This window comes from Thalassospira sp. Z349TD_5 (genome assembly GCF_056173045.1).
On the sequence record NZ_CM149654.1, the window covers coordinates 3,114,389 to 3,137,736 of the forward strand.

Below are 23,348 nucleotides of genomic sequence, written 5' to 3' on the forward strand. Positions count from 1 at the left end.
TACATTTTATTCATCATAAAATTCAACCATCAATAAGAATAGCTCAACTATCCTTACGATCAGGACCAACACATCGGCCCGCAAACAGGCCCTGCATAAGGATTTTACGGATGCGTAGGCACTCTGCAGGCTTGCATGATACCGGTTGCTGCATATAATGCGGCCCTTCACGAAACCGCCCGCAAACGGAGCCGCCAACATGAGCGATCAATCCCCGGTCATCGGCATCATCATGGGAAGCCAGTCTGACTGGGAAACCATGAAAAACGCAGCAGATGTCCTCGATGCGCTGAATGTCGCCTATGAGACGAAAATCGTTTCGGCCCATCGCACACCTGATCGCCTGTATGACTATGCCAAAACGGCAAAATCACGCGGCCTGAAAGTCATTATTGCCGGTGCAGGCGGTGCGGCACATCTTCCGGGTATGGCGGCTGCCATGACCCCGCTTCCGGTTTTGGGTGTTCCCGTCCAAAGCAAAGCCCTTAAAGGGCTTGATAGCCTGCTCTCAATCGTCCAGATGCCCGGTGGGGTTCCGGTCGGAACCCTTGCCATCGGATCAGCCGGGGCAAAGAATGCCGGGTTGATGGCCGCGGGCATCATGGCGCTGATGGATGATGGTCTGGCAAGCCGTCTTGATGACTGGCGTGCCGCACAAACCGATGCTGTCGCCGACGCGCCGGTTGATCCGGCACCATAAAGCACGATCAGCGCGCCCATTCGGGCGCGTTTTTGTTTTGGCAATTGGGTTCAGCCCCTAAATACCCTGTGCCGGAAATCGGCATCCAATGATCATTCGAGGAAGACATGACGCAGGACTTCGAAACGCGCGTTATCGCACCGGGCAGCACCATCGGCATTATGGGCAATGGCCAGTTGGGCCGGATGGCGGCATTCTGTGCTGCAGAACTCGGCTATAAGGTTCATGTCTTTGGCCCGGGGGCCGATAGCCCGACCGAGCAGGTCTGTGCGAAGGCAACCATTGCCGATTACAGCGATCTGGACGCTCTGCGCGCCTTTGCTAATGACGTCGATGTCGTGACATTTGAATTTGAAAATGTCCCGCATGACAGCGTCAAACTGCTGTCTGAACTGGTCCCGGTACGTCCGGGCTGGAAATGCCTGCATCTTTCCCAGAACCGCCTGCGCGAAAAGACCTTCTGCAATGATCATGGCATCGGCACCGCCCCGTTTGAAGCCGTCCGATCCCTTGCTGATCTAAAGGCCGCCGTTGCCAAACTTGGCCGCCCATCGGTTCTGAAAACCACCGAGATGGGCTATGACGGCAAAGGTCAGGTCAAGATTACCGACGATACCGATCTTGCCGGGGCATGGGCTGAAATGAAGGACGCCGAAGCCGTCCTTGAAGGGTTTATTTCGTTTGAACGCGAAATTTCGGTCATTGTCGCGCGCGGTGTCACCGGCGATACCGCCTGCTTCTGCCCGGTCGAAAACGTCCATACCAATCACGTTCTTGATGTGACTGTCGCGCCAGCCGAAATTGCACAAGGCCTGTCAAAAAAGGCCGAAGACATCGCCATCAAGCTGGTTACGGCAATGGAGTTTGTCGGGCTTCTGGCGGTTGAAATGTTTGTCACCACCGATGGTGATATTCTGGTCAATGAAGTGGCCCCGCGCCCGCACAATTCCGGTCACTGGACGATTGATGCCTGTGTCACCAGCCAGTTCGAACAATTCATTCGCGCTGTTTGCGGTCTGCCGCTTGGCGATCCAAGCCACCATTCCAGTGCCCGGATGAAGAACCTTTTGGGTGATGACATTGACGGTTGGCAGGCAATTTTGACCGAGCCCACTGCAAAACTGCACCTGTACGGTAAGGCCGAAGCAAAACCGGGCCGTAAAATGGGCCATGTGACGTGGGTTCTGCCCAAAGAAGGCTGATCACAGCCTCATCAACTGACGCATTCTGGCTCCGGATATCATGGCATATCCGGAGCTTTTTTATGACACTTCAACATCTTAACCGAAAATGAGGAACCCAAGCATTTTATGCCGGGCGAACTGGCATCAGACTTGCTGTTATGGGGGCAGGAAACTCTTTTCGGATAGAACGTCATGAAGAAAATTCTGTTCATTGCCTTGGTAACGCTTGGCCTCCTTGCCATCCAAAGCCATCAAACCCGCGCAGTTGCCGCCCCCGGCGCGGCAGGCTTCCCCGAAGTGGTCGAAGGCGACAAGCTGCGGTTTGGCAACATGATTGTCGAACTGTTTGGCATTCGCGCCCCACGTACCGGCATGATCTGCCGGGCGGGCAGCATTGAATTCCAATGCGGTGCAGCCGCCACACAGGCCTTGACCCGCATCATCGAAAACTATGCTGTTAAATGTCAGCAGGTTTCCGACGTCCAACTGTTTCCGATGCTGACCGAATGCACGATGGGGCGCAGTGACCTCAACCGTCTGTTGCTCCGTGCCGGATGGGCACTGGTTGATATGGCAAGCTGCGACAGCAACCCGACCTGCCCGACCTACTTGCGCGATCAGGCCTTTGCCAAGGAAAACCGCAAAGGCATGTGGATGGGCAACCCGCCCCACGAACTGGTCGCCCTTGCCGCCAAACCCACGTCCAGAGAAATCCAGACCGAGGACGATGCAGCCAATCGCGACAAAGATGCCAAGGATGGTGATACCCAACAGCATTTCTTCAAATCGCCGTTTGGCATTGACCTTGCCGCCGACCTGAAAAGAGCCAACGAACCGGATCGCACACTTCTGAGCTTCCTTGACCCGACGTCCTAACAGGACGGACGACCGGCCCAAGAGTTTCCTGTGCTAAAATCAAAAACGCCACCGCGCTTTATGCCGGTGGCGTTTTGTTTAACATCACAAGTATCTTTGCGGTGCTACCCGCCAAACTGACGGCGAACCCTTCCCGGCGTCGGCATGCAGCGCGCAAGCTTTGCACCAAGCTTTAACGGTGCTGCGGCAAATTGTCCTGCCTTACTGATCTTTCCGGTGATTTTCGGGATTTGCATGACATTGCCAATACGACGATCCAGAAATGCCCAGCTGTCGCTGTGACCTTCGGATTTGTCATCGAGCCAATAGGCCAAGGTTGAGCCATAGACGCCCGCAAGCAACATCCGCTTGGTGTACCAATTGTGATCGGTCGATGTATCGCCCGCCGCAATCCACATTTTATCCACCGTCCCGTGGGTCAGCTTAAGCCCCTTGGCCACATTCTGCGGCAGGGCGGTCCATGCAACGGCGGCACGCACCGCGTCTTTGTGATTTTCAACCAGATCAAGACGCGTTTTAACCGCAACGGCGATCCGCTCGCGAATTTTCATCTGATCAAGTTCAAGTGCGTCAAGGGCATCGACCATCTTGCGATCCGTCATCTCGACATAGGTCACAATGGCCTGCCCCGTCCCCTTGGGCAACAGACGGTCAATCTCGCCCGGTGCAAGGTCAAGGTCCTCGGCCCCGGCGATCAATGCCTGTTTGGTCCAACCATCAAAAGGCACATGTTCCAATGCGGCTTCGACCAATGCTTCGCGCTGGGCGCGCAATCGGGACATGCTTTCGGAAACGGTCATTTATGCCTCCTTAAGGTTCATCAGGGTGTGCCACCGCATCATCTGATGCCGCAGCTTGCCTGAAGGCGGTTTCAGGCGGGTATTCGCGTAATTCTTCGTTAAATCCAAGCAACGTCATGTCTTCTATACGTTCAGGATACATCACGCCGATCAAATGATCATATTCGTGTTGGACCACGCGCGCATGAAAACCACCGGCGATGCGTTCAACTTCATCGCCCTTCTCATTTAACCCGCGGTAACGGATTTTGTTCCATCGCGGCACAACGCCCTGCAATCCGGGAATCGATAAACACCCTTCCCAACCATCAACGACTTCATCGCCAATCGGCTCAATTTCCGGGTTAATCAGAACGCTAACTGGCACTTCGCCATCGTCTGGATCATCGCTTTTGCGTAAACTCGGCACGAAATAGACCATGATCGCCTTGGATACAAACACCTGCGGCGCCGCAAGGCCAACGCCCCCGGCATCCTTCATGGTTTCCTTCATATCCGCAATCAGACGCTGAATTTCAGGGTCATGCGGGTCTTCGACCCGATCCGCGACAGCACGCAAAACCGGGTGGCCCATCCGGGCAATTTTAAGGATCGACATAACCCTATATCCAACCAAAATTGCCCGGCTGTAAAGCCCCTATGCGCCCCGCGATCCTAATGCCCGGTAAGAACCAGTGTCTGGACCGGCCACAGAAGTGCCTGAATACGCAGCAACAAGGCATGCACGACCCCAACCGTTTGGACCATATGCAGGAACATCCAGCGCCCCGCACCAATTTCCGGATCTTCAAGTTGATCATGGGTATTCGTATAGGCATTGGCAACGCACTGGCTGCCCCACGGCACATCCTTGATCTGCTCGGGGTAAAGCGGCACCATCTTGGCCAGGAACGTTCCCGGCGCGCTGCGTTCGGTTATATCAAGCAACCTGTCGGTCGGTCGGAACTGACCGGCGGCAATAACCGGCTGCACGCTTGAAAACACCATCGGAATGACTTCAAATGGCAGCGAAGCACATGTCATTTCCGCAAGGCCGCCGACTTTGACAACCTGTGCCGATACCTGCTGGAAACCTGCCTGAAACACCACTTCCTTGGGCTTGTCGGGGATCAGGATGCCCGCTGGACGCAATAACGGGTTCACCACATCCCCAATTTGCAATGCAAATTGCTGTACGATGCCATCAACACCGGCACGAACAACTGTTTTGCCCAACGCCACCTGTGCCGCACGCAAGGATGCCTCTGCACTTGAAAGCTGGGCGGGCAACAGGGTTTCCATTTTGGTTTGCACGGCATTAACACTCGCCTTTGCCGAATTCACCCCACCCTGTCGTGTCGTCAACGCGACTTCAAGCCGTTCGACCTCGCGCCGGGAAACCGCGTTTGTGCCGCGCGACAAAAGATCCGCCTTCACCGACAATTCCTCGCGAACCTGCTCATAGGCACCTTGTGCCTGTTCCAGGTTGCCTTGCGCCACGGCAAGATCGGCCTCGGTGACCGCCATCTGGGCACGAATTTGTTCGACGTCTTGCTGGGCCATTTCGACCGATTCCGTCTCTGCACGGTCATCAAGCCGGAACAGCGGTTCGCCCGATTTTACCCGGCGATCATTATCGACATATATTTCAACCACCCGACCGTTCTTTTCGGGCAGGATTGTCAACGTCCTGAAGAATGACCCGACGTTGTGACTTGATGGGTGAAAATAGAAAATCAGCGTGATCAGCGACAGGGTCAGGATCGCACATGCGGTGATGCCATACCGCAATTCATACCAGACCGAAAACAGGTTGATTTCCTTACCGATACGTTTGCCCTGACGATACCGGCGCACCAGATAATCCGGCAGGATGGTAAACATTGAACACAGAAGAAGCTCAAACATCTTTGGGGTTCTCCTGCTGGGTCATGTCGGGCGTCACAGATGCTTTGGTGACGGGCTCCTGCGGGGCCGAGTCGCCAAATCCGACCTTGTTCCGTGCCATTGTTTTTAAGGAATCTGCAATTGCCTGAATTGGGGAAATAAAATCAGGGAACCGGACAACCGCAAGAACCAGTGCGGCCACCCAGAAAACACCGTTATGGGTAAACAGCGCCAAAAGGGTCAGAACACCGATCAACTGTATCTGCGTGTGATTGGCGTGATGCGCCAGTTTCTCAGGCAAGGCATGCAAGGTCAGATAGAACGCGCCAAGCGCAAACACCGCCAAAACCACAAACCATGCGATACCGTGGAACAGAATATCTGTTTCCCCCGGTGCTGTAATAAAGAAAGGCGCATGTGCAATTGCCGCCTCTCGCAAACTGTTTTCCATTATTTTATCCCAACCAAACCACTGCTCAATCCCATCAGGACACTGCCCTCAGGATACTCCACCCATTGCCAATCCATTGATATATGGACTATTACCAAGCCATTATAGCAACTTTTCGGATAATTATTATCCTCAAATTCACGCAAGCGGCGCGATCACAGAGCTGACCGCAAAATGTGGCATCCATGCCTTGGCGTTTTGCACCCATTGGCCGAATAAACGCCCAAGGCGAATATCCTCTTCCCTCTTTTCTTTTTGGCTGGTTTGCACTATATACAGCCCACGGTCATGTTGACCGTAAATCCAACCGGTAGGCATTCCGCCTTTCCGGGTGTTTTTGTTTTTTTGAAAGGAGCGTGGTTTCCGTGCAGGTAATCGTTCGCGACAACAATGTCGATCAGGCTCTGAAAGCCCTTAAGAAAAAGATGCAGCGTGAGGGCATTTTCCGTGAGATGAAACTCCGTCGTCACTTTGAAAAGCCGTCGGAGAAGAAAGCTCGCGAAGGGGCGGAAGCAGTCCGTCGTTCCCGCAAGCTGGAGCGTAAGCGCATCGAGCGTGAAGGCTTCTAGTCTTCTTTTTCACTTTCGGGGTTCCTCGAACGTGATACTGCATGGTCGAATTTAGCTTGCTAAGTTCGGACCCGTGCGCCAAGCCCGCCTCGGAGCAATCCAGGCGGGTTTGGTTTTTCTGCTTTCCAATTTCTTCAAACATGACAATTGTCATGGCACGCCTGTTTGAAACCTTTCAGAGCTTCGGCGCGTAGCTGTCATGACACGATGACATTGGCCGGGGAACACTTCATGTCTTCATTGCGATCACAGGCACATATCGGAATCCGCATTTTATGCGTGATCGCGCTGATGCTTGTCGGCTTTTCGCATAAGCTGGCATCCTTTGGAACGCTTCCCCAAAACACGCAAGCCAACCTGACAAGTTATGCCCTCCCCGATGGCACATTGCCAATTTTGTGTCTTGGCGGACAGGCTGCCGATCCCGAAAATGACCGCGGGATGCTTGATACTTGTGAATTTTGCCGGATCGCCGCATCCGTTACCCTGCCGGATAATCCGCAGTTGCCTGAACCAGTTGAATTTGTCTCACGTGCACTCGCGCATTTGCCCGCCCGTGTGGAATGGCAGGCCACCACCTATGACACGCCATCCGTCCCCCGCGCGCCACCCGTTATCATCTGATCTGCCCCAATCGCACGTTTTGCATGCCGCTTATCTGGCACAGCAATACCGTGCTTTACGCATTTTCGATGATACAGGTGAACTTGATGACAACCCATCCCGCACAGTCGGCGGATGCGCCTCAGCGCGACCGCGAAAACCGTACGTTAACCCGTAAATTCTATATGGCCGCATGGCGCTGGCATTTTTATGCCGGGCTTTATGTTGTGCCGTTTCTCCTCATGCTGGCCGTTACCGGCCTGACGATGATGTATTTCAATGTCATTGAAACCCGGTTTGGTGACCGCATTCTTGCATCCGACGGCCAACACCAAAGCCTTCAGATACAGGCAGATGCCGCGGCCACGTCCCTGCCCAACGCCACGGTCAGCCAATATATTGCCCCGATTGAGGATGATCTTGCCACCATGTTTCTGGTCGATAGTGGCGGCAGGCAGCATGTCGTCACCGTTGACCCGGTCACAACCAACATCCGCGAAACCATCATCACCGATGACAGCTGGTTTTACTGGGCCAGCGACATTCACGGCGAACTTCTGATGGGCGACCTTGGCGACCGATTGATCGAAATTGCCGCCGGGCTTGGCATTATCCTGATCGTAACCGGGCTTTACATGTGGTGGCCGCGCGACGGCAAACGATTTGCCTCCGTGCTTTGGCCGGATTTCCGCGCAACACGCCGGACTTTCTGGAAAGAACTGCACGTCACAAGCGGCTTTTACATCTCGGTCGTTTTGTTCTTCTTTCTGATTTCCGGCCTGTCATGGGCGGGCATCTGGGGTGGTCAGTTTGTGCAAGCCTGGAGCACCTTTCCCGCTGAAAAATGGGATAATGTCCCGCTGTCTGATGACATTCATGCCGATATGAACCACGGGGTTTTGCATGATGCACCCTGGGGACTTGAACAAACGCCAATGCCCGCATCGGGCTCAGATGCCGGGATCACCGGCCTTGCTGATGGCACACCGGTTAATCTTGATACCGTAACCGCCTTTGCGCGCAGCATCGGCTTTGTTGGCCAGTTCCGCGTCAATCTGCCGCGGAATGAAAACGGTGTTTACACCATATCGGCCGACACCATGAGCGGCGATAGCGTCTCGCCCACCGGCGACCGCACCATCCATGTCGACCAATATACCGGCAAGGTTCTGGCCAATGTTGGCTTTGCCGATTATTCACTGGGGGCCAAAAGCATGGCGGTTGGTATTGCCCTGCACCAAGGCGATCTTGGCTGGTGGAACGTGATTGCTAATACGGCTTTCTGCCTGACGGTGATTTTCCTGTGCATCAGCGGCATTGTCATGTGGTGGCTGCGCCGCCCGACATCCGGCAGTTTGCACCTGTCACCCCCGCCCCTTCCCAATAACCTACCTCTTTGGAAAGGCGCGGTGTTTATGATGTTAGCGCTATCATTAGCCTTCCCACTGACTGGCATCACGCTGGTCACAGTTCTGGCAATTGATGTGCTAATCGTCTCAAACCTGCCCGTTCTTAAACGCGCGATTGGCTAAACCGTTTTATCACCCGCCCGACGTATGTCGGGCGGGTATTTTGTGTTTAGCAACGTCTGTTAAAGTCCCGGAACAGAAACCCGCTTTTCGACAAACAGCAAAACCTGTGCGACCACACTGGTCATGACCACATAGATTGCCGCAATCAATAAAAAGACCTCGAAAAACTGGAACGTTTCATAGCCAATCTTTTCAGCACGGGCGGTAATTTCGGTCACCCCGATGGCATAGGCGATAGAGGTATATTTGAGTTCTAAAATCGCTTCATTCGACCACTGCGGGATAACCCGGCGCAATGCCTGCGGCAAAATGATGTTTTTAAAACCCTGAAACTGCCCCATGCCAAGTGCACGGGCCGCTGCCATCTGCCCGATTGGGACAGAGCGCACAGCGCCCCGGAAGTATTCCGCCTGATATGCTGCTGTATTCAGACCAATGGCAATGATTGCGGCAGTAAGCGGGTCAAAGACAATGCCGATTTCGGGCAAGCCCAGATAGATAAATAACATCTGGACCAGCATCGGTGTGCCGCGAAATATCTCTACATAAATCGTAGCTGCCAAATAGATCGGGCGACTGCCATAAATGCGCGCCCACGCCAGAACAAGCCCCAATGCCGCGCCAATAACCATGGCCGACGCCCAAAGTCCCAACGTGGTGGGAATCCCTTGGAGCACATAGGGCAAATGTTCAATTGCAAAATCGAACCACTCGCTCATTCATGGCCTCCGTGTTCTATCACGTTCAGGAATGCGCGTGTACGATCCTGCTTGGGGGCTTCAAAAATCTGTGACGGCGGGCCCTGCTCGATGATTTTGCCACCTTCCATGAAGATGATTTCATCGGCGGCCTGGCGGGCAAATCCGATTTCGTGGCTTACAACCAGCATCGTCATCCCTTCGGATGCCAGCTTGTTCATCACTGAAACAACTTCGCCGGTCAATTCCGGGTCAAGCGCGCTGGTTGGTTCATCAAACAAGATCAGCTTGGGCTCCATCGCAAGCGCACGCGCGATCGAGGCACGCTGCTGCTGCCCCCCGGAAAGTTCAGCCGGATACGCATCCGCGCGGTCAGAAAGACCAACACGATCAAGTTCCTGATAGGCAAGATCAAGGGCGGCCTTTTTATCAAAACCACGCAATTTACGCGGCCCGATTGCGACATTGTCCACCGTACGCAAATGGGTAAACAGATTGAAATCCTGAAACACAAACGCAACCTTCTGACGCATCGCATTCAGGTTCTTTGACGTAAGTTCTTCGCCGTCGACAAAGACATGCCCCTGATCAGGCTCGGTCAAATGATTGATGCACCGAAGAAGGGTCGATTTCCCCGTGCCCGATGGCCCCATAATAACCTTGGATTGCCCCGGCTCCATATCAAAGGAAACGCCCTTGAGTATTTCCGCATCGCCATAACTTTTATGAATATTTTCAACGCGCAACAACATCAGGCGTCTCCTCTGTGTTCAAAGCCCGGAAGAGCAAGACGGTTCTCAAGCCGGTATAGGGCCCAGTTGCCTGCGCGATTGACGATGAAATACATCAACGCAACCACCGCAAAAACAATCAGGATGTTTCCCTGCGTATTGGAAATGATATATTTCGCCTGACGGGTCAGTTCGACAACACCGATGACATAGGCAAGCGATGTCGCCTTGAGTTCACTGGAAAATTCGTTGGTCCACGGTCCGATAGACATACGCAGTGCCTGCGGCAGGACAATGTCACGGATCGCCTGAAACTTGTTCATGCCCATCGCGCGCGCCGCCATCATCTGCCCTTGGGGAACAGACAGAAATGCCCCCCGAAAAATCTGCGACTGATACGCTGCGGACCGAAGGCCCAAGGCAAGAACAGCCGCCATAAATGATCCCATTTCAATGAAATCGGTCACGCCATAGTAAAACAGCAACAGCAACACAATGGCCGGAATGCCACGGAAAATACGTTCAAACACCGTACATGGAATGCGCAACGTCCAGTGCCCGTAGACTTCCGCAACCGACAACAGCAGCCCCAGAACAAGCCCCAGTGACAACAGGCAAACAAGCAACGCAATTGCCACGGACAAGCCGTGCACCAGATAGGGCATCTGGCTCAATATTGTTTCGAAAATCATGATTTATGCCCACAGGAACAAAAAATTAGGCCGTATCGCAACAGCCAAGGCGGTTGCAGCGATACGGCCCGAAATCAGCTACTTCGAGTAACCGGGAATGTCGCCCTGATAGGTATCGACATAATCAGGCATCGAGGTCGGAATATCGCGAATGGAAGACTGCGGTGCATATTTATGGACAATTTCCGCCCATTTACCGGATTTATAAATATTCATAATCCCGGCATTGATTTTGCCCAGAAGTTCCTTCGGATCACCTTTTTCCACAGCAAGTGCCTGCGGCTGGTTCTGTTGAATGGTCCCGGCGATTTTGACCGGACGCCCTTTGGCGATGAAGTCCTCGGCGGTATCGGTCGAGGTCACAACAGCGTCCAGACGCCCCGCAAGCATATCTTCAATGGCGGTGACATAGTCCTCATAGCCCCGCAGGGTCACATCGACGTCATCATTGGACGCCAGATTGTCTTCAAGCCATTTAAACTGGGTTGCGCCACCCTGCGCACCGACCGTCGCGCCACAGCACATTGCGGTAATCAGGTTTTTGTCGGAATCCTTGGGCACAAGAATTTCGTCGTCATTTTCCCACCACGGAATGGTGAAATCAAGCGCGTCGGCGCGTTCCGGCGTCACGTTAAGCCCGGTCACAAGAAGGTCAATACGCCCTTTAACAAGGGCCGGAATCAACGACGGCCATGGCAAATCCTTGAACTCAACGTCCATACCCTGATCTTCGGCGATGGCACGCATGGCATCAATCGCAATGCCTTTATACTCGCCACTCTCGACATAGGCCCACGGCGGGAAAGCGGCTTCAACACCCGCGGTCAGGGTTTCAGCCTGCGCTGCGTTTGACCCAAAGGATGCTAGGGCAAGCATCGCGGCAGCCGGGATCAGTTTCCCAAATCTATTTTTCATATATGCCTCCTGATTAGATAATTGCTGCTATGGGCCTTGTCTGTTCACAGGGGACTTTCCCAACCCCAGTACAAACATCAAGCGCCAACAGCAAAGTTTTTGAAACATACTTACGAAATAAAACAATGTCGAATCTAAATGCCGCAATGTGAAAATGCATACCAACAATTACTTACAAGACATAAAATCAAAGAAAGATGAGTTAAATTTGTCAACTCATCTAAAAAACTACACCTTTAATATCAATCGGCACTTTTATTTATTTACAGTTCAACCTTAAAATCAATTTACACCTCACATCACCTTGTTTGTATCATGACAAAAATTATCCTTCATTGTCTCTGGCAATCCGGGGCTCGACATGCCGTGCCTCAAGCGCATTTCCGATGACAAAGGTAAACTTGATGAAGGCCCTGTTAGCGGGCATCACAGGCCATTATTGGCAATTGATGCTCTAATCGCCTCAAACGTGCCGGTTCTCAAACCCGCTCTTGGCTAATAAAAAGAACCCCGCCCGGATGTTTGGGCGGGGGCACCATTTTACGCCGCCTTGCAGATCGACGTGCCACCATCGACAAGCATTGCCGATCCGGTCACAAAGCTTGAAGCATCTGATGCCAAGAACAAGGCCGCCTTGGCGATTTCAACTGGATCCGCAATACGGCCCAAAGCATGGAACCGCTCGACCATCGCACGGGTTTCCGGATCACTGGTAAAGCTTGCCGCCATCGGCGTATCGGTCCCGCCCGGCACCAGGGCGTTGACCCGAATATTGGCCGCGCCGTGTTCCACCGCGAGACATTGCGCCATCCCCAGCAACCCCATCTTGCTGGCGGCATAGGCCGTCATGCCGGGCATTCCAATCGTGTGCCCGACAAAAGTCGATGTGAAAATCACCGATCCACCGCCCCGCTTGGCGATCTCGGGCAGTTGATATTTCGCGCCGAACATTGCCGATGTCAGATTGGCACGCAGCGTCTTGTCCCAGTCATCAACCGTAATATCATCAAGCGATCCCAGTGTTCCCAGCCGCCCGGCATTGTTAAAGCCGACATCAAGCCCGCCATATTCCCCAACGGCAGCATTGACCAGTGCCTTGGCGTAAGCTTCGTCACAAACATCACCCGCCAGTGCAAAAGCTTCTCCACCGGCAGCAACAATTTCAGCAACAACCTGATCAAGCCGGTCCGCACCACGCGCACCCAGCACAAGCTTGGCCCCTTCGGATGCAAACAGTTTTGCGGACGCCGCACCGATGCCGCTGCTGGCCCCGGTGATGATGACAATCTTATCTTGAAGTAACATGATTTTTCCAATCCATCTGGCAGCGGGCATCTGATCAACCCGGTGCAGTTCACGATGGAAAGAAAGATATGACGCCCCCGAAATTACCGCTCGCCAGTTTCGGACCTGACGTTTTTATCGCTTAGTTCCCCTCGATCCAGCTTCTGACTTGCCCCAAGACAGACGCCTTTTCCCCAATCGGCTCAGGCTTGGGTTCGCTTCGAACAAGAAGGCCAAACTGGGTGCGATAGACGGTATAGACCGCATCTTCGGAAATGTCGGTAAAGGTCGAACTACCGTATTGGGCATCCATCAAAAAGGGCAATTTTACCAGCAGATACCCAAGATCAAACCCACCGTCCGAACCCAGTTCATATGCGATATGCGGCTGGGTATTCTCGCGTTCGATATCGCTATACCGGCCTTCAAACCGCACCAGCTTATAGCGCGCGTCCATACCCAGAATATTGGCCCACGGCTGAAGCTTCATGAACGCAGCATCAATGCGCCATTGATCCCCATGAAGCTTATAGGTCCCGTCAACATCCGCATGCGGGGAGCTCAAATGCGCGATGAATTCTTCCTCGGCAACCGGCTCAAAATACAGCGACGCAATCGGCTTTTCATCGGTCAGGCGCGTATAGGTCAGCACCGTCAGCGCAATGGACCCCGCCAAAGCCACCGTTAGCAACGCGATAGAAAGCACAGAGACTTTTATCAATCGAAACATAGAACCTTCCGAACATTGACCTTAACCGATGAACGCGGACTGACCTTATAAAGTGCCGACCTGACGAAAAAAAGGCGGCCCCAATGGAGCCGCCTTTCGCCTTCTCAAACCAGATGGTTCGATCAGTCATCCAGATGCATGACGATTTGCTCGCACATCTTTTTGGCATCCCCAAACAGCATCATCGTATTGTCCTTAAAGAACAATTCGTTCTGAATGCCGGCATAGCCCGCAGACATGCCGCGTTTGATGAACAGCACCGTTTTGGCTTTTTCGACCTCAAGGATCGGCATACCAAAGATCGGGCTGGCCGGATCGGTTTTCGCCGCCGGGTTGGTGATGTCATTCGCCCCGATGACAAACGCCACGTCCGCAGACCCGAAATCACGGTTGATTTCGTCCATCTCCATGACGTCCTCATAGGGCACGTTTGCCTCGGCCAGAAGCACGTTCATATGCCCCGGCATACGTCCGGCCACCGGATGGATGGCATAACGAACTTTAACGCCTTCGGCCTTAAGGATATCAGCCATTTCACGCAGCGCGTGCTGTGCCTGTGCCACCGCCATGCCATAGCCCGGCACGATGATCACGCTCGATGCGTTTTTCATGATGAACGACGCATCATCAGCAGAACCCGATTTAACCGGACGATCCGCATCCCCGCCGGCAACAGCCGCACTTTCGCCTTCGGCACCAAAGCCGCCAAAGATGACGTTAAAGATCGAGCGATTCATACCCTTACACATGATGTAAGACAGGATCGCACCTGACGCACCAACCAACGCACCGGTGATGATCAGCGCATTGTTCTGAAGCGTAAAGCCGATGCCACATGCTGCCCACCCCGAATAGGAGTTCAGCATGGAAACAACAACCGGCATGTCCGCCCCGCCAATCGGAATGATCAGCGTGATGCCCAGAACAAGTGCTAATGCCACCAGGATCCAGAACGCCATATGGCTTTCGGTCGTGACCAGAATGATGCCAAAGACAACAATCCCGATCCCGATGGCAAGGTTCAGCATATGTTGCCCGGTAAAGCGCACGGGCGTTCCCGAAACAATCCCCTGCAACTTGCCAAAGGCGACAAGTGAGCCTGTAAAGGTGATCGCACCAATCGCAACACCCAGCCCCATTTCAATCAGGCTGGCCGCACCAATATTGCCCGCCGTGCCAAGGCCATAAGCGCCCGGCGAATATAGTGCCGCACCGGCGACAAACACCGCCGCCAGACCGACAAGCGAGTGAAAGGCCGCCACCAGTTGTGGCAAGGCGGTCATTTTGATCTTGAGCGCGATCACAGTACCGATCGAGCCACCAATCAGAATGCCGACGATAATGGTGGTGTAAGACAGCACCTGGGGCGACGCCAGCGTGGTCGCAATGGCAATTGCCATCCCCACCATGCCAAGGATGTTGCCCGTACGTGCAGAGTCAGGTGACGACAGCCCGCGCAATGACAGGATGAAGCAGACCGAGGCCACCAGATACAGGAAAGCCGATAGGTTTTCCGACATTGTGTGTTCCCCCTACTTCTTTTTCTTGAACATTTGCAGCATGCGCTGCGCAACGATGAAGCCGCCAAAGATGTTCACGGACGCCAACACCACGGCGAGGAAGCCCATGACCTTTGACAGGTTCATGTCAACCGGACCGGACGCCAGAAGCGCGCCGACAATGATCACCGATGAAATCGCATTGGTCACCGCCATCAAGGGCGAATGAAGGGCCGGGGTGACTTTCCACACAACGTAATAGCCGACAAAGCAGGCCAGTACGAAAACGGTCAACCCCATCACGGTCGGGCTGACGCCCGATCCCTGAACAGTGGTTGTCACCGTCATTGCCGCATCACCCGCACCATTGGCCAATTTATCGGCCAGTTGTGCGGCCTGCTCGGCCAGTCCAAGGGCTGCATCGCGCAGCTCGTTAGCATTCTGGGTAACGGATTGATCAGCCATTTGCGACCGCCTCCCCACCGAATTTCGGGTGAACAATCTTTCCATCATGGGTCAGGCGGGTTTCGGCAATGATCTGATCTTCGCCGTTAAACACTAATGCGCCCTTTTCCGTATCAACAGAAAGCGTGATGAAATTCAAAAGGTTCTTGGCATACATCGCGGTTGCATCGGTTGCGACCGCACTTGTGATGTTTTCCGGACCAATCAGTTTGACCCCATTGGCCGTCGTGATGGTCTGACCAAGTTTAACCCCGGCGACATTGCCGCCGCGTTCGGCCGCAAGATCAATGATCACCGAACCCGGCTTCATGCCTGCAACCATGTCGGTCGTGACAATTTCCGGGGCCGGACGGCCGGGAATAAGCGCTGTGGTAATGACGATGTCGGTTTTCGCCAGAACCTCTTTAAGCTTATCGGCCTGCTTTTTCTTATAGTCGTCCGACATTTCCTTGGCATAGCCGCCCGATGTTTCGGCAGCGTCCGCTTCGTCGTCTTCGACTTCAATAAATGTCCCGCCAAGCGACTGGACCTGTTCCTTGACCGCCGGGCGCACATCAAATGCCGACACCACAGCACCAAGGCGCTTGGCGGTTGCAATCGCCTGCAAACCGGCAACACCGGCCCCAACCACAAGAACACGCGCCGGAGCAAGTGTCCCTGCTGCTGTCATCATCATCGGATAAATGCGGCCAAACTCATGGGCGGCCTCAAGCACGGCGCGATAGCCCGCAAGGTTCGATTGCGATGACAGAACATCCATCGACTGCGCACGCGAAATACGCGGCATCAGTTCCATGGAATAACCATCAACACCGGCCTTGGCCATGGCATCAAGCAGCTCTTTACGGTCAAACGGCTCAAGCAGGGCCACAACCGCGGCCCCCTTTTTATAGGCGGTCAATTCGTTGGTTTTGCCGTCAATGACAGGTGGACGTACCTTAAAGATAACGTCGGCATCCTTGACGGTGGTTTTCATTGTTTTGGCAATGGTTGCCCCGGCATCGACAAAGCGATCATCCGGTATGGCGGCATCTATTCCGGCGCCAGCCTCAATTGCAACGTCAAACCCCAGTGACTTCAGCTTCTTGACTGTCTCTGGCGTGACGGCAACGCGCTTCTCTCCGGGCCATATTTCCTTTGGAACGGCCAGTTTCATCGCGTTCGACCTCCTTCCCTAAATCATATGATAAGCATGGTGTTTTTTATTATTTACGGTGTGATCGATATCAGGACATCACAGTGCGCCCTGTTTGCATCCGATTACAAGCTTCCCTTGCCAAGTAAAGAACCAGAAAAGAAAAAGGCGGTTCTTCCAGCTTACGCAGAAGAAACCGCCCACTTTCCCACCACGCATTCCAAGGCGATAAAGCCTTGGCGACATGTCAGGTCCCACCCGCCATTGGTGCTCAGGACAAACAATCAATGACGCCCTGCCATGTCTGCGTTGAAAGCAAGATGCGATTTCCGACCGATAACCTCAATATCAAAAAACGACGAAAAAACACTTTAACCGGAATTAAGTTTAATCATTTTCACGCGATTAATGTGCGATTAACCGCACAGTTTATTTCCACTGTGGAACAGGTCTTTGAACCCATACTCACACAATAGATCCTTGATATTGGGCAGTTTCCCTCATTTTACCCCCACGCGGTAAGTGAACATTATCTTACAAAAGAACGCAGAAGTCTGCATCAATAAGCACGATAACAACTCTAACGGAACGCGCAATAAGGCAAAAGGTTCTCGAAAAAAAATGCCGCAGGCTTCAAACCCGGCGGCATTTTCAAATAATATTAAGTGGCTTTGGGGGAAACTTCCGGCAGTGATATCGCGATTCCAGCACGGGTTTTGGACGAATCGCCACACGCCCACCACCAACCATTTGCGCCTTTTACTTATGGGCGTTCCAGCCCAACCGACTGAAGTGCTGCCTCCTGATTGGCTGCAAGCTTGGCCGGATCAAAATCCCCGACAAGATCATGGAACAGCTGATACCAGTTTACGTGCGCATCAAGCCTCAGGAATACCGCGCCTAGGCCCACGGCGGCCCGATCCACCAGAACAAACTCACGTGGCGGCTTTACCCCGCCAACGGCTTTAAGTTCCTTATGAACTTTTGCCGCGACCTCCGCGCCATAGGCGACCGAGTTGGTTTCACCCATTTTGCGTTTGCGGTCATCCAAAATCGGGCCATAGACAAAGCTGGCCCAGATGTTGAGCACATCAATCAATTCACGCGACGGATTTTCAAAGCCCCAGCTTTCATAAGCCGAAACCGCCTTGTCCTCATCCCCGTCACGCAATGCCTCATAAAGGGTCAGCACCGCGTGCACGAAATCGGGTTTAAAAATGCGGATACACCCGAAATCAAGAAGGTTCACCGACCGATCTTCGCGCAACGTATAATTGCCCAAATGCGGATCACCATGGATCACGCCATACCGATAAAACGGCACATACCATGCGCGGAACATATTAAGGGCGACCTGATTGCGCGCATCCTGATCGGCATCACTATCAAGGAAACTTTGGAATTTCTGCCCGGTCTGCCAGGTCATGGTCAGCAACCGACTGGTGGTTAAATCATCCACCGGTTCGGGCACATGCACCGCATTTTCATCGGCCAGCATATGGCGATACAGCCGCATGTGTTTTGCTTCGCGCTTGTAATCAAGCTCTTCGCGCAGGCGGGCGGAAAGTTCTTCCTGAATGTTTTGCGCGTCAATCGCACTGTCATATCGCTTATAGATCGCAAAGGCGGCACGAAGCTGCTTTAAATCGGCTTCAACGGTTGCCGACATATCAGGATATTGCAGCTTGCACGCAACCGCGCGCCCATCGGGCAAGGTCGCCTTATGCACCTGCCCAAGGGATGCGGCGGCCACGGCTTCACGGCTAAACTCGGGAAAGCTTGATTGCCATCCCGCCCCCAATTCGCTGCGCATGCGGCGTTTGACAAACAGCCACCCCATGCTGGGTGCATCGGCCTGAAGGGACGCCAGCGCCTCGGTATATTCCTTGGGCAGCGCATCGGGGATGGTTGACAGGATTTGTGCAACCTTCATCAACGGGCCTTTAAGCCCGCCCAGTGCAGATGTCAGTTCGGCGGCGTATTTGGCATGATCAACGTCGCCGCCGAACACTTTCCCGGTGGCAAGGCGCGCGGCCAGCTTGCTGGCCGACGCCCCCACCCGTGCGTAACGACGAACCCGTCCGCCAAATCGATTTTCTTCATTTGGCGCGGTATAATCGTCGTCGTTACTCATATCAGGAAAGCTCCTCCAGCTCGTCGATCATGCGTTTGATCATGTTAAGCCCACGCTGCCAGAAGGCCGGATCAGATGCATCCAGACCAAACGGTGCAAGAAGCTCTTTATGGCGCTTCGTGCCGCCGGCTTTCAGCATATCAAGGTATTTCTGCTGGAAACCGTCTTCGGCATTTTCATAAACGTCATAAAGCGAATTGACCAAACAATCGCCAAACGCATAGGCGTAAACGTAAAACGGTGAATGGATGAAGTGCGGAATATAGGACCAGTAATATTTGTACTCGTCCTCATAGCGGATCGCATCACCCAGACTTTCATGCTGTACGGCAATCCAGATGTCGCAGATCTCATCGACCGTCAATTCACCTTCACGGCGTTTTTCATGAACGCGTTTTTCAAACTCAAAGAACGCAATCTGACGCACGACCGTGTTGAGCATATCCTCAACCTTGCCCGCCAGCATGATGCGCTTCATCTTCGGATCAGTTTCCGCCCGCAACATCGACTGGAACGTCAGCATTTCACCAAACACCGACGCGGTTTCCGCCAGTGTTAGCGGCGTATCAGACAGGAAATACCCCTGCTCACCGGCCAAAACCTGATGCACGCCATGGCCCAATTCATGCGCCAGCGTCATCACATCGCGGGTTTTTCCGTGATAGTTCAACAGCAAATAAGGATGGGCGGACGGCACCGTCGGATGGGCAAAGGCCCCCGATGATTTCCCCGCACGCGGCGGCACATCAATCCATGGATTATCAAAGAACTTCTGACCAACCTCGGCCAGTTCCGGCGAAAATTCGCCGTATGCCTTAAGCACGGTCGAACGCGCAGTATCCCAGTCAATCTGACGATCATCATCATCCGGGAGTGGCGCATTACGGTCCCAATAATCAAGCTGATCGACACCAAACCATTTGGCCTTCAAACGGTAATAACGGTGCGACAGGTCCGCATGGCTGTCTTTCACCGCGGTATTAAGCGCATCGACAACTTCGTCTTCGACCTGATTGGCCAGATTGCGCGATGACACCGGGGTGGCAAACTTGCGCAGGCGATCATCAATTTCCTTATCTTTGGCAAGGGTATTGGTGACATGCGCCAAAAGTTTGATGTTTTTGCCCAAAACGTCGCCAATGGATTTCGCCGCAGCTTTACGTTCTTCAACCTTGGTCGAGGACAGCATGTTGGCGACATCTGACATGGTCAACTCTTCGCCGTTGATCGGAAAACGAAGCTCAGCCATCGTCTGATCAAACAGGCGCACCCATGCGGCCGATCCGGCAACACGGCGTTCATGCAAAACCTGCTCGACCTCATCAGAAAGCTGATGCGGGCGGAACGCACGGTTTTCATCGAGAAACGGGCGATACCGACGAAGTTCTTCGCTTTGGGCGTATTTGGCATCAAGCGATGCGTCGTCGATGCGGTTGATCTCAAGCCCGAAGAACAAGGTCAGGCTGGAAATGCCGGTCATTTCTTCTTGAACCGACTGATAGAACTGACCAATTGCCGCGTCCGAGCTATCCCCGGCATACAGCAGTTGTGCATATGACCCGATTTTGCCGCAAATTTCGCTGACGGCTTCATATTCGGCGATGGCTGCCATCAGCTCATCCCCGGTCAGATCATTCAATTTGCCCTGATAGCTTTTCTGGAACGCTTGCGAGCGGGACTTGGCATCATCAAGATCGCGCCGGATGGCCGGGTCTTTCGGATCGTTATAGAGATCAGTCAGATCCCAGGTCGGCAAATTCTTGTTGATCGCGTTCATTTGTCCTCCAGACGGTCGGCGTTATGTATCTTGTGCGCTGCATCTTATGGGTTGGGCAGGCCGATGCGCAACGATCATATATGACGCGCATGCGGCCTGTGCCAGTCCCTATGCTCAGACCAGTCGTTATATCCGGCCTTGTCTTGTTGCTGAACATATAAGTCATGATGCGGGCTGCAACCAAGATCACACCTCCGATTGCCCAAATCGGTGTATTATTTCTGCACGCCAGATCACAAGATTGCGATTTCATGACAGGGATTGTCATTTTCCGGCTGCGAAACGACTTAATCCCTGATAACAAAAAGAAGATGGATTGCGCCTGTAGATTTCGCCGCTACATCGTGCGCATGCCACCATGATCTGTCTCACGCGGATCACGTATTAAGTGACTTGAAATCCATCTGATGCGATAAATAGAAACGAAAACAAGGCAAGGAAACGTCATGACAAGCCTGCAGGATTATGCCAACTGGCAGAACTTGCCCTCGATGTTTTTCGAAAAAGCCCAGACATACGGCGACGCGCCGTTTCTGTGGACCAAGGATAGCGAGACAGGGGAATTTGTCGCGACCTCATGGGCGGAGGCCGCCGATCAGGTGCGCGCACTGGCCCGGTCGCTCTATGACATTGGGGTGCGCAGTGGCGACCGTGTTTTGCTGGTGTCGGAAAACCGCACCGAATGGGGCATTTCCGACCTTGCCGTGATGTGTGTCGGCGCCATGACTGTTCCGGCCTATACCACCAATACCGAGCGCGACCACTTGCACGCGATCGAAGACAGTGGTGCGGCGATTGCCATCATTTCGACCAAAAAACTGGCCCAACCCTTTTTACATGCCGCCCTTGATAGCGGGCGCTGCCGTCATGCGATCATGATGGAAGAATGGGGCCAAAGCTTTGTCGGCGATATCACCATCACCCGCTGGAGCGACGTCATCGCCAAGGGCCGTGGCCTTGCACATGATATTGACGAATGGGTTGCCAACATCAAACGCGATGATCTGGCCTGCCTGATCTATACATCGGGCACCGGTGGCGCGCCCAAGGGTGTAATGCTGTCGCACGGGGCGATCATATCAAACTGTATGGGCGCGTTTGATATCATTGAAACGCTTGGCATCGGCGAAGAAGTATTTCTGTCATTCCTGCCGCTGTCACATTCCTATGAACATACTGCCGGGCTGTATTTCCCGATCAGTATCGGTGCTCAGATTTACTACGCCGAAGGCATCGACAAGCTTGCCGCCAACCTGACCGAAGTCCGCCCGACCATCATGACGGCTGTGCCGCGTCTTTATGAGATGCTCTATCAACGCATGAGCCGCATGGTCGAAAAGGAAGGCGGCATCAAACAGAAACTGTTTGAACTGACCCTTCGCCTTGGTCGCAAAACCTACGAAGGTGAGCATCTTGGCCTGATTGAAAAGCTTCAGAACTTTGCCTGCGAGATTTTGCTGCGCCGGAAACTGCGTCAGCGTTTTGGCGGCCGGATCAAGGCCATGGTATCAGGCGGCGGGCCGCTGAATTACGAACTGGGTGTTTTGTTTGTATCGTGCGGCATCCGCATCCTGCAAGGATATGGCCAGACGGAATTTGCCCCGGTCGTTTCGTGCAACCGTGCTGAAAACAACAAACTGCGCACGGTCGGGCCGCCCATGGTCGGGGCCGAAGTTCGCATTGCCGATGACGGTGAAATCCTTCTGCGCGGCGAAAGCATGATGAAGGGATACTGGAACCTGCCCGACGTGACCGCCGCGACGATTGTTGATGGCTGGGTTCAGACAGGCGACATTGGCAAGTTCGATGAACAGGGCAGCCTGATGATCACCGACCGGAAGAAAGACATCATCGTCAATTCCGGCGGTGACAATATTTCGCCGCAGCGGATCGAAGGCCTGATGACCTTGGAAACCGAGATTTCCCAAGCCATGGTCTACGGCGATGACAAACCGTATCTGGTGGCGGTGATCTGGCCGGACGAAGATTTCATGCGCGAATTTGCCCGTGACAATTCGATCAACAATGACATTGACGAACTGTCGCAGAATGACACGTTCCGCAAAATTATCCGCTCCGCGATTGACCGGGTGAATACCCGCCTGTTGACGATTGAAAAGGTGCGCAGCTTTATGTTCGCCGAGGCCGCCTTTGGCATCGACAACGAAATGCTCACACCATCAATGAAAATCCGCCGTCATAAAATCCGCGATGCCTATGGTCAGCAGCTAGACGGGCTGTATCAACGCAAACGTAAAGGGCAGTAACCGTCGCGATGGGCACCCCCGATGACGGTAAACTACAAACCCTGACCCTGATCCGTGGTCTTCCCGGATCAGGGAAATCAACCATGGCCATTGCCTTGGCCGCCCAAACCGGTGCCAAGCATTTTGAAGCCGATCAATTTATGGTCGACCGGGCGGGGAAATACCGGTTCGATGCGCGAAAGCTTCGCGATGCCCACCAGCACTGCGAAACCGCATGCGATGAGGCCCTCCGTACCGGCAACAGCGTCATTGTTGCCAATACCTTCACCCAGATATGGGAAATGCAGTCTTATCTCGACATGGCAGACCGCCATGGCGTTGCCCTGCAAGTCATCGAATGCCACGGCCAGTTTGACAATATCCACGGCGTGCCGGTTGATAAGATCAAGGCGATGCAGGACCGCTGGGAAGCCCCGCCCGCCAAATATCGCTAAGGTTTG

24 protein-coding genes are annotated in these 23,348 nt (G+C 53.6%); 8 read left to right on the forward strand and 16 right to left on the reverse strand.

Going from position 1 to position 23,348, the window contains the following annotated elements; genetic code table 11:
* Positions 1-199: 199 nt before the first annotated feature.
* From purE to AC0VXT_RS14455, 3 genes are all read left to right on the forward strand, one after another.
* Complete coding sequence (purE, locus tag AC0VXT_RS14445) at positions 200-700, forward strand: 5-(carboxyamino)imidazole ribonucleotide mutase (RefSeq protein ID WP_022733116.1); 501 nt, start codon at positions 200-202, stop codon at positions 698-700.
* Positions 701-807: 107 nt separating this feature from the next.
* Positions 808-1,902 carry a 5-(carboxyamino)imidazole ribonucleotide synthase gene (locus AC0VXT_RS14450; RefSeq protein ID WP_475545975.1) on the forward strand — a complete coding sequence of 365 codons (1,095 nt, stop codon included), beginning with the start codon at positions 808-810 and terminating at the stop codon, positions 1,900-1,902.
* A gap of 174 nt (positions 1,903-2,076) precedes the next feature.
* A complete protein-coding gene (locus AC0VXT_RS14455; protein WP_475545976.1) occupies positions 2,077-2,760 on the forward strand; it encodes a thermonuclease family protein in 684 nt (227 codons plus the stop codon).
* A gap of 104 nt (positions 2,761-2,864) precedes the next feature.
* Here AC0VXT_RS14455 and AC0VXT_RS14460 read toward each other — a convergent pair whose 3' ends face one another.
* From AC0VXT_RS14460 to AC0VXT_RS14480, 5 genes are all read right to left on the reverse strand, one after another.
* Positions 2,865-3,560, reverse strand: a complete 696-nt coding sequence (locus AC0VXT_RS14460; protein WP_475545977.1) for a COQ9 family protein — start codon at positions 3,558-3,560, stop codon at positions 2,865-2,867.
* 10 nt (positions 3,561-3,570) lie between these two features.
* On the reverse strand, positions 3,571-4,158 hold the full coding sequence (gene def, locus AC0VXT_RS14465; RefSeq protein ID WP_475545978.1) for a peptide deformylase: 588 nt from the start codon (positions 4,156-4,158) through the stop codon (positions 3,571-3,573).
* A 56-nt stretch (positions 4,159-4,214) separates the two neighbouring features.
* Positions 4,215-5,447 (reverse strand): HlyD family secretion protein, encoded by a 1,233-nt coding sequence (locus AC0VXT_RS14470; protein WP_475545979.1) that lies wholly within the window; start codon positions 5,445-5,447, stop codon positions 4,215-4,217.
* Positions 5,440-5,877: a hypothetical protein gene (locus AC0VXT_RS14475; protein WP_475545980.1), complete on the reverse strand. Its 438-nt coding sequence runs from the start codon at positions 5,875-5,877 to the stop codon at positions 5,440-5,442. The genes AC0VXT_RS14470 and AC0VXT_RS14475 overlap by 8 nt, the downstream gene beginning before the upstream one ends.
* 138 nt (positions 5,878-6,015) lie before the next feature.
* Positions 6,016-6,195 (reverse strand): hypothetical protein, encoded by a 180-nt coding sequence (locus AC0VXT_RS14480; RefSeq protein ID WP_475545981.1) that lies wholly within the window; start codon positions 6,193-6,195, stop codon positions 6,016-6,018.
* Positions 6,196-6,242: 47 nt separating this feature from the next.
* On the opposite strand from AC0VXT_RS14480, the gene rpsU reads away from it, so the two are divergent.
* The 3 genes from rpsU (at position 6,243) to AC0VXT_RS14495 (ending at position 8,581) form a co-directional block, all read left to right on the forward strand.
* Positions 6,243-6,446: a 30S ribosomal protein S21 gene (gene rpsU, locus AC0VXT_RS14485; protein ID WP_007091098.1), complete on the forward strand. Its 204-nt coding sequence runs from the start codon at positions 6,243-6,245 to the stop codon at positions 6,444-6,446.
* A 231-nt stretch (positions 6,447-6,677) separates the two neighbouring features.
* The gene (locus AC0VXT_RS14490) at positions 6,678-7,070 is read left to right on the forward strand and encodes a hypothetical protein (protein WP_475545982.1); all 393 of its coding nucleotides are present in this window, start codon (positions 6,678-6,680) and stop codon (positions 7,068-7,070) included.
* Positions 7,071-7,156: 86 nt separating this feature from the next.
* Positions 7,157-8,581, forward strand: a complete 1,425-nt coding sequence (locus tag AC0VXT_RS14495) for a PepSY-associated TM helix domain-containing protein (RefSeq protein ID WP_475545983.1) — start codon at positions 7,157-7,159, stop codon at positions 8,579-8,581.
* A 59-nt stretch (positions 8,582-8,640) separates the two neighbouring features.
* On the opposite strand, the gene AC0VXT_RS14500 is transcribed toward AC0VXT_RS14495, so the two are convergent.
* From AC0VXT_RS14500 to AC0VXT_RS14550, 11 genes are all read right to left on the reverse strand, one after another.
* A complete protein-coding gene (locus AC0VXT_RS14500) occupies positions 8,641-9,300 on the reverse strand; it encodes an amino acid ABC transporter permease (protein ID WP_102784784.1) in 660 nt (219 codons plus the stop codon).
* Positions 9,297-10,031 carry an amino acid ABC transporter ATP-binding protein gene (locus AC0VXT_RS14505; RefSeq protein ID WP_276650628.1) on the reverse strand — a complete coding sequence of 245 codons (735 nt, stop codon included), beginning with the start codon at positions 10,029-10,031 and terminating at the stop codon, positions 9,297-9,299. Before AC0VXT_RS14505 ends, AC0VXT_RS14500 begins: the two co-directional genes overlap by 4 nt.
* A complete protein-coding gene (locus tag AC0VXT_RS14510; RefSeq protein WP_101299911.1) occupies positions 10,031-10,702 on the reverse strand; it encodes an amino acid ABC transporter permease in 672 nt (223 codons plus the stop codon). The genes AC0VXT_RS14505 and AC0VXT_RS14510 overlap by 1 nt, the downstream gene beginning before the upstream one ends.
* Positions 10,703-10,780: 78 nt before the next feature.
* Positions 10,781-11,617 (reverse strand): transporter substrate-binding domain-containing protein, encoded by an 837-nt coding sequence (locus AC0VXT_RS14515; RefSeq protein ID WP_102784782.1) that lies wholly within the window; start codon positions 11,615-11,617, stop codon positions 10,781-10,783.
* A gap of 540 nt (positions 11,618-12,157) precedes the next feature.
* Entirely contained in the window at positions 12,158-12,922 is a 765-nt protein-coding gene (locus AC0VXT_RS14520) for an SDR family oxidoreductase (RefSeq protein WP_475545984.1), read from the reverse strand.
* A gap of 121 nt (positions 12,923-13,043) precedes the next feature.
* The gene (locus tag AC0VXT_RS14525; protein ID WP_475545985.1) at positions 13,044-13,631 is read right to left on the reverse strand and encodes a hypothetical protein; all 588 of its coding nucleotides are present in this window, start codon (positions 13,629-13,631) and stop codon (positions 13,044-13,046) included.
* Positions 13,632-13,753: 122 nt separating this feature from the next.
* Entirely contained in the window at positions 13,754-15,151 is a 1,398-nt protein-coding gene (locus AC0VXT_RS14530) for an NAD(P)(+) transhydrogenase (Re/Si-specific) subunit beta (protein ID WP_475545986.1), read from the reverse strand.
* 12 nt (positions 15,152-15,163) lie between these two features.
* Positions 15,164-15,595, reverse strand: a complete 432-nt coding sequence (locus AC0VXT_RS14535) for an NAD(P) transhydrogenase subunit alpha part 2 (protein ID WP_022733102.1) — start codon at positions 15,593-15,595, stop codon at positions 15,164-15,166.
* Positions 15,588-16,751 (reverse strand): Re/Si-specific NAD(P)(+) transhydrogenase subunit alpha, encoded by a 1,164-nt coding sequence (locus AC0VXT_RS14540; RefSeq protein WP_475545987.1) that lies wholly within the window; start codon positions 16,749-16,751, stop codon positions 15,588-15,590. The genes AC0VXT_RS14535 and AC0VXT_RS14540 overlap by 8 nt, the downstream gene beginning before the upstream one ends.
* Before the next feature lie 742 nt (positions 16,752-17,493).
* A complete protein-coding gene (locus AC0VXT_RS14545; protein ID WP_475545988.1) occupies positions 17,494-18,864 on the reverse strand; it encodes an ABC1 kinase family protein in 1,371 nt (456 codons plus the stop codon).
* A 1-nt stretch (position 18,865) separates the two neighbouring features.
* Positions 18,866-20,641: a M3 family oligoendopeptidase gene (locus AC0VXT_RS14550; protein WP_412775666.1), complete on the reverse strand. Its 1,776-nt coding sequence runs from the start codon at positions 20,639-20,641 to the stop codon at positions 18,866-18,868.
* Between the two features lie 446 nt (positions 20,642-21,087).
* On the opposite strand from AC0VXT_RS14550, the gene AC0VXT_RS14555 reads away from it, so the two are divergent.
* Both AC0VXT_RS14555 and AC0VXT_RS14560 read left to right on the forward strand, forming a co-directional pair.
* Positions 21,088-22,908, forward strand: coding sequence for an AMP-dependent synthetase/ligase (locus AC0VXT_RS14555; protein ID WP_475545989.1), 1,821 nt, complete (start codon positions 21,088-21,090; stop codon positions 22,906-22,908).
* 8 nt (positions 22,909-22,916) lie between these two features.
* Positions 22,917-23,342 carry a P-loop nucleotide/nucleoside kinase family protein gene (locus tag AC0VXT_RS14560; protein WP_475545990.1) on the forward strand — a complete coding sequence of 142 codons (426 nt, stop codon included), beginning with the start codon at positions 22,917-22,919 and terminating at the stop codon, positions 23,340-23,342.
* The last annotated feature ends 6 nt before the right edge of the window (positions 23,343-23,348 follow it).

Coding starts and splice junctions, on each gene's coding strand:
- purE (WP_022733116.1), top strand. CDS start 200: ATGAGCGATCAATCCCCGGTCATCGGCATCATCATGGGAAGCCAGTCT.
- AC0VXT_RS14450 (WP_475545975.1), top strand. CDS start 808: ATGACGCAGGACTTCGAAACGCGCGTTATCGCACCGGGCAGCACCATC.
- AC0VXT_RS14455 (WP_475545976.1), top strand. CDS start 2,077: ATGAAGAAAATTCTGTTCATTGCCTTGGTAACGCTTGGCCTCCTTGCC.
- AC0VXT_RS14460 (WP_475545977.1), bottom strand. CDS start 3,560: ATGACCGTTTCCGAAAGCATGTCCCGATTGCGCGCCCAGCGCGAAGCA.
- def (WP_475545978.1), bottom strand. CDS start 4,158: ATGTCGATCCTTAAAATTGCCCGGATGGGCCACCCGGTTTTGCGTGCT.
- AC0VXT_RS14470 (WP_475545979.1), bottom strand. CDS start 5,447: ATGTTTGAGCTTCTTCTGTGTTCAATGTTTACCATCCTGCCGGATTAT.
- AC0VXT_RS14475 (WP_475545980.1), bottom strand. CDS start 5,877: ATGGAAAACAGTTTGCGAGAGGCGGCAATTGCACATGCGCCTTTCTTT.
- AC0VXT_RS14480 (WP_475545981.1), bottom strand. CDS start 6,195: ATGCCTACCGGTTGGATTTACGGTCAACATGACCGTGGGCTGTATATA.
- AC0VXT_RS14490 (WP_475545982.1), top strand. CDS start 6,678: ATGTCTTCATTGCGATCACAGGCACATATCGGAATCCGCATTTTATGC.
- AC0VXT_RS14495 (WP_475545983.1), top strand. CDS start 7,157: ATGACAACCCATCCCGCACAGTCGGCGGATGCGCCTCAGCGCGACCGC.
- AC0VXT_RS14500 (WP_102784784.1), bottom strand. CDS start 9,300: ATGAGCGAGTGGTTCGATTTTGCAATTGAACATTTGCCCTATGTGCTC.
- AC0VXT_RS14505 (WP_276650628.1), bottom strand. CDS start 10,031: ATGTTGTTGCGCGTTGAAAATATTCATAAAAGTTATGGCGATGCGGAA.
- AC0VXT_RS14510 (WP_101299911.1), bottom strand. CDS start 10,702: ATGATTTTCGAAACAATATTGAGCCAGATGCCCTATCTGGTGCACGGC.
- AC0VXT_RS14515 (WP_102784782.1), bottom strand. CDS start 11,617: ATGAAAAATAGATTTGGGAAACTGATCCCGGCTGCCGCGATGCTTGCC.
- AC0VXT_RS14520 (WP_475545984.1), bottom strand. CDS start 12,922: ATGTTACTTCAAGATAAGATTGTCATCATCACCGGGGCCAGCAGCGGC.
- AC0VXT_RS14525 (WP_475545985.1), bottom strand. CDS start 13,631: ATGTTTCGATTGATAAAAGTCTCTGTGCTTTCTATCGCGTTGCTAACG.
- AC0VXT_RS14530 (WP_475545986.1), bottom strand. CDS start 15,151: ATGTCGGAAAACCTATCGGCTTTCCTGTATCTGGTGGCCTCGGTCTGC.
- AC0VXT_RS14535 (WP_022733102.1), bottom strand. CDS start 15,595: ATGGCTGATCAATCCGTTACCCAGAATGCTAACGAGCTGCGCGATGCA.
- AC0VXT_RS14540 (WP_475545987.1), bottom strand. CDS start 16,751: ATGAAACTGGCCGTTCCAAAGGAAATATGGCCCGGAGAGAAGCGCGTT.
- AC0VXT_RS14545 (WP_475545988.1), bottom strand. CDS start 18,864: ATGAGTAACGACGACGATTATACCGCGCCAAATGAAGAAAATCGATTT.
- AC0VXT_RS14550 (WP_412775666.1), bottom strand. CDS start 20,641: ATGAACGCGATCAACAAGAATTTGCCGACCTGGGATCTGACTGATCTC.
- AC0VXT_RS14555 (WP_475545989.1), top strand. CDS start 21,088: ATGACAAGCCTGCAGGATTATGCCAACTGGCAGAACTTGCCCTCGATG.
- AC0VXT_RS14560 (WP_475545990.1), top strand. CDS start 22,917: ATGGGCACCCCCGATGACGGTAAACTACAAACCCTGACCCTGATCCGT.